Origin of the sequence: Psychrobacter sp. NPDC078409 (assembly GCF_050268505.1) — a bacterium.
GTDB lineage: Bacteria > Pseudomonadota > Gammaproteobacteria > Pseudomonadales > Moraxellaceae > Psychrobacter.
The window spans coordinates 83,356-90,456 of record NZ_JBNNGW010000008.1 but is presented as its reverse complement, the minus strand read 5'-3'; the positions used below and the strand labels follow the sequence as shown (position 1 = coordinate 90,456).

Here is a 7,101-nt window from a genome sequence, read left to right as displayed (position 1 = left end):
TTACCATGGTCAACGTGTCCGATTGTACCGACGTTGACGTGTGGCTTGTTACGTTCAAACTTGGCCTTTGCCATGGGTATTTCCTCTTTTTTTGGGGTTCAAGACTTAACTCATATAAATATGATTATTAAGACGATTTTGACCACATTAAGATAATTGTTAAAAGGTTGCACATACTAATGTGCAGATATTATAAGAAAATCGCGGCCAATAACAAGTCTTTTAACAAGTTATTGGCGTATTCTTTAGTGACAATACACAGACATACTCTATATTGTCACTTTCAGTAAGTTTTATTTACTCGTCATCATCTTTAGAGTTGAACTTAGAGATGATTTCAGCAGCAACTGATTTTGGAATTTCAGCGTACTTTTGGAATTCCATTGAGTAAGTTGCACGGCCTTGTGACATAGAGCGCATTTGAGTGGCATAACCAAACATTTCCGCTAATGGTACTTCAGCACGAATCTGTTTAGTACCGCCAGGTAGATCTTCCATACCCTGTACCAAACCACGACGACGGTTAAGATCGCCCATGATGTCGCCCATGTAATCTTCAGGTGTTTCAACTTCTACTTTCATTACTGGCTCAAGTAGCGCTGGATCAGCTGCTAAGAAACCTTTTCTGAAGGCCATAGAACCAGCCATCTTAAATGACAATTCATCAGAGTCAACGTCATGATAAGAACCATCATACAAGGTCGCTTTTACGCCAACTACTGGGTAGCCTGCAAGTACGCCATTTTTCATGCGTTCTTGGATACCCTTGTCAACAGCACCGTGGAATTCTTTTGGTACAGTACCACCAACAACTTCTTCAGCGAATTCATACTCAGTGTCGCCAGCTGGATCAAGTGGCTCAAGACGTAACCAAACGTGACCAAACTTACCACGACCACCTGTTTGACGTACGAATTTGCCTTCTTGTTCAACAGTGTTACGAATCGTCTCACGATAAGCAACCTGAGGTGCACCGATGTTTGCTTCAACGTTGAATTCACGCTTCATACGGTCAACAAGAATCTCTAGATGTAGCTCACCCATACCACTGATGATTGTCTGACCAGATTCTTCGTCAGTGTGTACACGGAACGATGGATCTTCTTTTGCCAAACGGCCAAGAGCGATTGACATTTTTTCTTGGTCAGCTTTGGTCTTTGGCTCAACAGCTAGAGAGATAACTGGATCTGGGAATTCCATACGCTCAAGAGTGATCACGTTGTCTTCATCACATAGCGTATCACCAGTAGTCACATCTTTCATGCCAACTAGAGCTGCGATATCACCAGTACGAATTTCTGCAAGCTCTTCTTGAGAGTTTGCCATCATCTGTACGATACGGCCAACACGCTCACGCTTCATCTTAACTGGGTTATAAACACTGCTACCCTGCTTCATTACACCAGAATAAACACGTACGAAGGTTAAGTTACCAACGAATTTGTCGTTCATGATTTTGAACGCTAGTGCTGAGAAAGGTGCTTCATCTGATGCTTCACGGCTGCCTTCGCTTTCGTCTTTGTCATCAAGAATACCTTTAATAGCAGGTACGTCGATTGGTGCAGGTAGATACTGAATAACGGCATCTAGCATCTTCTGTACACCTTTGTTCTTAAAGGCAGTACCACAAAGAAGCGGGATGATTTCGTTATCGATAGTTAACTGACGAATAGCACCGTGAATTTGCTCTACAGTCAATTCACCGTTTTCTAGGTATTCGTTCATTAACTCTTCGTTTGCTTCAGCAGCGCTTTCTACAAGGTGCTCGCGGTATTCTGCTGCTTTTTCTTGTAGTTCAGTTGGGATTTCGCGCTCATCATACTGCATACCTTGAGACGCTTCGTCCCAATAGATAGCTTTCATAGTCACTAGATCAACAACGCCTTCGAAGTCATCTTCTTTACCAATTGGGATAACCAATGGTACAGGGTTACCACCCAAACGAGTTTTGATCTGTTCGATAACACGATAGAAATCAGCACCAACACGATCCATTTTGTTTACAAATGCAAGACGTGGTACTTTATATTTGTTCGCCTGACGCCATACGGTCTCAGACTGTGGCTGAACGCCGCCTACTGCACAGTAAACCATGCAAGCGCCATCAAGTACACGCATAGAACGTTCAACTTCAATCGTGAAGTCAACGTGACCTGGGGTATCGATGATGTTGATACGGTGTTCGTCAAACTGTTTAGCCATACCTGACCAAAAACAAGTTGTTGCCGCTGAGGTAATAGTAATACCACGCTCTTGTTCTTGCTCCATCCAGTCCATAGTGGCTGCGCCATCATGTACTTCGCCAATTTTGTGGCTAACACCGGTATAGAATAAAACACGCTCTGTAGTGGTTGTCTTACCAGCATCGATGTGCGCTGAGATACCAATATTGCGATAGCGTTTTAGGGGAGTTTTACGAGCCATAGTGTTTTCCTAGGAAAAGTCGTGTATATAATAATGTATTGTGTCTCTACCTCATACTCTATGACAAAGCGTTCAGCTTCGTAATATTACTTACTGATTATTGAGCCTAATACGGACAAAAAAAGAGCAAATACTAAGAATAGTGCGGCATCAAATTTGGGATGCTCTCCAGCAAAAACTGTATTTGTTAAGAGAGACATCTGGATAGATGTCCGCCACCTCAGTCATCAATAAATAACATTTATATATGACCGAATGATGATGGCGGCAATCAATAGAATAAACAACAATGTAAGATTAAATGGCATGAGCCTCTAATCTCAAGCTACTATTAAAAAGTAGCTTAGAAACGGTAATGAGAGAATGCTTTGTTAGCATCTGCCATGCGGTGAACTTCGTCACGCTTTTTCATAGCAGCGCCTTTGCCATCAGCAGCATCATTCAATTCGCCAGCTAAACGCAAAGCCATTGATTTTTCAGAACGCTTAGCAGCAGCTTCAGCTAACCAACGCATAGCCAATGCAGTACGACGGGAGGGGCGTACTTCCATTGGTACTTGATAGGTTGCACCACCAACGCGGCGAGCTTTTACTTCTACCATTGGGCGTACATTTTCTAGCACTTCTTCGAAGAAAGATACTGGATCTTCAACTTTACGCTTCTCACTTACTGTCTCAAGTGCACCGTAAACGATACGCTCAGCAGTAGATTTTTTACCATCACTCATTACATGGTTGATGAATTTTGCAACAGTTTGGCTACCAAACTTAGGATCCGGTAGGATCTCACGGGCAGCAACGACGCGACGTCTTGGCATAATAAATTTCCTTATCTTCAGGAGTGTCTAACATTCACAACATCAACTACTCATCATTAGGATATAGCAGTGAGTTATCAGTTAGCCTTACTGCATGGTGGTATGTTTTAAGAGCAAATCACAGATATATTTATATAAAAGCGATATTACTACTGACACCAAACCCATGCACAGTTATTGGGTAGTACAAAAAGCTTATCTAATAACGTTTAGTTATTAAACTTTAGGCTTCTTAGCACCGTACTTAGAGCGACCTTGCTTACGGTCTTTAACGCCTGCGCAATCTAATGCACCGCGAACAGTGTGATAACGTACACCTGGTAGATCTTTTACACGACCACCACGGATTAGAACAACACTGTGCTCTTGTAGGTTATGACCTTCGCCGCCGATGTAGCTTGATACTTCATAGCCTGAAGTCAAACGTACACGACATACTTTACGCATGGCAGAGTTAGGTTTTTTTGGCGTGGTAGTATATACACGAGTACATACACCGCGACGCTGTGGGCACGCTTCCAACGCAGGAACTTTTGACTTTTCCTTGATGGTTTTGCGACCTTTACGAATCAATTGGTTAGTTGTTGCCATAAGGCATCCTTCTCCCGTTTGGTATAAAACAAAAAAATGGGCCAATGCACCATCTATCTGACAATAATTGCAGATTTCGGGGCACCCATTTTTAGGACAGTGTATTATAAAGAGTTGTTGCTGCTATTTCAACCACTTATGAATGGTTTCGCTTTACAACATTTGATAGATATGCATTCAGCCTCTCATTGTATCACTTTATAGATTTTTCGCCGAAAAATAGCGTAATAAATAAAGCAAACAAAGCGAGCTCAAGCATCATTAAGAAAAGATGTTTAACATTGAAATGGTACTTGATAGTAACTAAGTGGTGGTATTTATCCTAATTTTCAAGTCGTGTTGCTTAATCAAACTAAGATAAATACCATCGTGCTTATAAATATATAACCCAACTAGCAAATAATATGTTTATTACTTGGCTTTTTTATCAGACGTTTGCTTGTCTGAGTCTTTTTTACTGCTAGTCTCTTCTTTGCTAGTTTCTTCTTTATCAGTGACTTTTTCTGAATCACTGCTTTTTTCTTTGTGCTCTGTGTCTTTTTTCGACTCATCAGTATCAGCCTTTTCTACTTTAGCCTCACTACTGCTGTCATCAGTAATAGCACGATTGGCCAATTTTGCTTCTGGTGCAAAAGTCGCTTGAGCAACGCCAATCACTTCGTCAATCAATTGGCTGTTATAGTGCATGCCGATCGCTACTGCGGTGACAGGAATAAAACGACGAACCCATGATAAGTTGATCTGATCTAAATCTACACCTACTTGGCTTGCGACTTTGTCTATTTGCTCAGCATAGAAGTTTACATTTTTGTTTTTTAGACCGAGATTTTTAAGTTCACTATGTAGTCCATTGCTCTGAGCATTATCAAGCAAACCTTTACCAATACCTAGACCAGCTAGTAGCGCTTGTTTTTCTTGCATCTTGCTCAGATCAGCGTTTGATAGTAGTTCGTACGCCATCTTGACGCCTTGCTTACCTGTCAGCGGCTTATTATATACAGCAGCAATCTGATAAACCGTCCGTAATGAAACCAGTAATAGCCATAATGTATCAGCAAGCAAGCCTGGTAGACCTACTAAACCTGTCAAACCACCCATCATTGCAAGTGCACGGTTTTGGTTAGCAATATCAGTAGCTAGCGCATAACGCTCTTCGTCATCTAAAGTAGCAATATTGGCAAAGCGATGCTCATTAGGTAAGTCTAGTTGACTCCAGTTCGCAGCGAGGTTAGCCACTTGAGCAAATGCGCCATCAACTGTCGACTGAAAAAAGCTATTCGGCACCACTTTCTTGGCGTATTTACCATAAGTAGCAAAGCGTGGTCCTAACAGTTGCTGCGTCGCCTTTAGTGTTTGCTCACGAAACAAGTCTTGTTGGTAGTCTTCATCGCCTAGATCTACGGCTTTATATTGACGCGGTTTGCCTGTTTTTGCGTTTACGCTGTCAATCATAGCCCCTACACGCTCTAGATTGTTTCGAGTAAAAGAGCCAATGGTATTGATGCTTTTAGAAAGAGTACTACGCTTTGCCATCGTGATGTCCTTAATATGATGAGTTGGTTTTTTAATATAATTGTATTTTAATATGATAGTTAATTATTAATAATAATGAATCTATTATTTTAGCCAGTTATCGTAACTGGTGTCAGTGCGAACAATGTTATTAGAATCACAAATTTTGTATCTAAAGTATAATTCTGTCCATAGTCAGTAGCTAGTCTTACTTCTCATCTCTTTACTCAAAACTCAGTCATAAGTGTTATTTTGTCGTTATTTTACACTTGTCCAAAGATTTTCAGTGCTTGATACGTTATCATGTGCCGTAACTGAGAGCATAATTGTACACTGAATTTATATTGCCTCTGATAGATCGTTAACAGAATTTAGTTACCTAAATTCATGCTATCGTTATCTACATAGACTATTTTTTCATTATAATGCTCGAATTAACTCATAGTTAAACATCATATATAGATTTACCACGATTATTGCAACCAACTGCTAGCAAGTCGTTACTTATAAGGAATAGCATATGCGCCGCGTCGTTATTACTGGAGCAGGGATTGTCTCTTGTATTGGACATGATTTAGATACTGTCACCATTGCCCTCAAAGAAGGTCAGTCTGGCATCACATTTAATGATTCTTATGCTGAGCACGAGTTTAAATCACACGTGAGCGGTAGCATCAATCAATCAGAACTTGATACCAGTGGTATCGATCGTAAGCTGAAACGGTTCTTTAGTGACGCCAGTCTCTATGCTTATGTTAGTGCGCTAAGTGCGATTGAGCACTCAGGCCTGTCACTTGATACTATTAATAACAACCCACGAGTGGGTGTAGTGGCAAGTTCGGGCGGCGCATCAACAGAAAATATCGTCAATGCTATCGACGCTATGCGCGAAAAAGGTTTACGCGGTGTCGGCGCAATGGCCGTACCAAAAACAATGGGCAGCTCGGTATCAGCCGCTTTAGCAACCGGTCTCAAAATCCAAGGCGTCTCCTACTCGCTCGCCTCTGCTTGCGCGACTTCAACACACTGTATCGGTCATGCTGCTGAGCTTATCCAATTGGGTAAAGCCGATGTGATATTGGCTGGTGGTAGTGAAGCTGAACACTGGACACAGTCTTGTATGTTTGATGCCATGGGCGCAGTTAGTACTCAGTATAACGACACACCAAAACTTGCCTCAAGAGCCTATGACAAAGACCGTGATGGTTTTGTGATTGCTGCTGGTGGCGCGATGGTGGTTGTAGAGAGTCTGGAGCATGCTCAAGCACGCGGTGCCAATATTTTGGCTGAAATCGTTGGCTATGGTGCTAGCTCTGATGGTGCGGAAATGGTTGCGCCAAGCGGTGAAGGTGCTGTTCGCTGTATGCAACAAGCCTTAGCCGAAGCAGGTCTAGAAAGTGTCGATTACATCAATAGTCATGGTACTAGTACACCGCTAGGCGATATTACTGAGCTTAAAGCGATTGCTAAAGTATTTGATAATGACGTCAGTAAGGTACCTGCTATCAGCTCAACCAAATCGATGACAGGCCATAGCTTGGGCGCTGTTGGTGCACAAGAGCTGATTTATTGTCTACTAATGCTACAGGACGGCTTTATCGCTCCAAGTATCAATGTTGATAACTTAGATCCTGCTGCTGAAGGTTTCGATATTGTCACCGAAATGCGTGAAGCAAATCTTGAAACCTTGATGAGTAATAGCTTTGGCTTTGGTGGTACTAACGCTACGCTAATTATCAAAAAGTTTGACGCTTAAC

The 7,101-nt window shown here is 41.8% G+C and carries 5 protein-coding genes and 1 pseudogene; 1 reads left to right on the top strand and 5 read right to left on the bottom strand.

Features of this window, described 5'->3' with window-relative positions; all coding sequences use genetic code 11:
* The 5 genes and pseudogenes from ACQKC9_RS13385 to ACQKC9_RS13365 form a co-directional block, all read right to left on the bottom strand.
* Window positions 1–74: pseudogene (locus ACQKC9_RS13385) on the bottom strand (hypothetical protein); the annotation flags it as partial.
* A 223-nt stretch (window positions 75–297) separates the two neighbouring features.
* Complete coding sequence (gene fusA, locus ACQKC9_RS13380; RefSeq protein ID WP_057761733.1) at window positions 298–2,424, bottom strand: elongation factor G; 2,127 nt, start codon at window positions 2,422–2,424, stop codon at window positions 298–300.
* 343 nt (window positions 2,425–2,767) lie between these two features.
* Window positions 2,768–3,241, bottom strand: coding sequence for a 30S ribosomal protein S7 (gene rpsG, locus ACQKC9_RS13375; RefSeq protein WP_057761735.1), 474 nt, complete (start codon window positions 3,239–3,241; stop codon window positions 2,768–2,770).
* Between the two features lie 216 nt (window positions 3,242–3,457).
* On the bottom strand, window positions 3,458–3,832 hold the full coding sequence (gene rpsL / locus ACQKC9_RS13370) for a 30S ribosomal protein S12 (protein ID WP_011281154.1): 375 nt from the start codon (window positions 3,830–3,832) through the stop codon (window positions 3,458–3,460).
* A 411-nt stretch (window positions 3,833–4,243) separates the two neighbouring features.
* Window positions 4,244–5,365, bottom strand: a complete 1,122-nt coding sequence (locus tag ACQKC9_RS13365) for an EcsC family protein (protein ID WP_427622269.1) — start codon at window positions 5,363–5,365, stop codon at window positions 4,244–4,246.
* Window positions 5,366–5,864: 499 nt separating this feature from the next.
* Between ACQKC9_RS13365 and ACQKC9_RS13360 the strand changes: the two genes are divergently transcribed.
* Window positions 5,865–7,100: a beta-ketoacyl-ACP synthase II gene (locus ACQKC9_RS13360; RefSeq protein WP_427622268.1), complete on the top strand. Its 1,236-nt coding sequence runs from the start codon at window positions 5,865–5,867 to the stop codon at window positions 7,098–7,100.
* The last annotated feature ends 1 nt before the right edge of the window (window position 7,101 follow it).

What these genes read in the sequence shown, in the direction of transcription:
- fusA (WP_057761733.1), bottom strand. Translation starts at nt 2,424, where the DNA reads ATGGCTCGTAAAACTCCCCTAAAACGCTATCGCAATATTGGTATCTCA.
- rpsL (WP_011281154.1), bottom strand. Translation starts at nt 3,832, where the DNA reads ATGGCAACAACTAACCAATTGATTCGTAAAGGTCGCAAAACCATCAAG.
- ACQKC9_RS13360 (WP_427622268.1), top strand. Translation starts at nt 5,865, where the DNA reads ATGCGCCGCGTCGTTATTACTGGAGCAGGGATTGTCTCTTGTATTGGA.
- rpsG (WP_057761735.1), bottom strand. Translation starts at nt 3,241, where the DNA reads ATGCCAAGACGTCGCGTCGTTGCTGCCCGTGAGATCCTACCGGATCCT.
- ACQKC9_RS13365 (WP_427622269.1), bottom strand. Translation starts at nt 5,365, where the DNA reads ATGGCAAAGCGTAGTACTCTTTCTAAAAGCATCAATACCATTGGCTCT.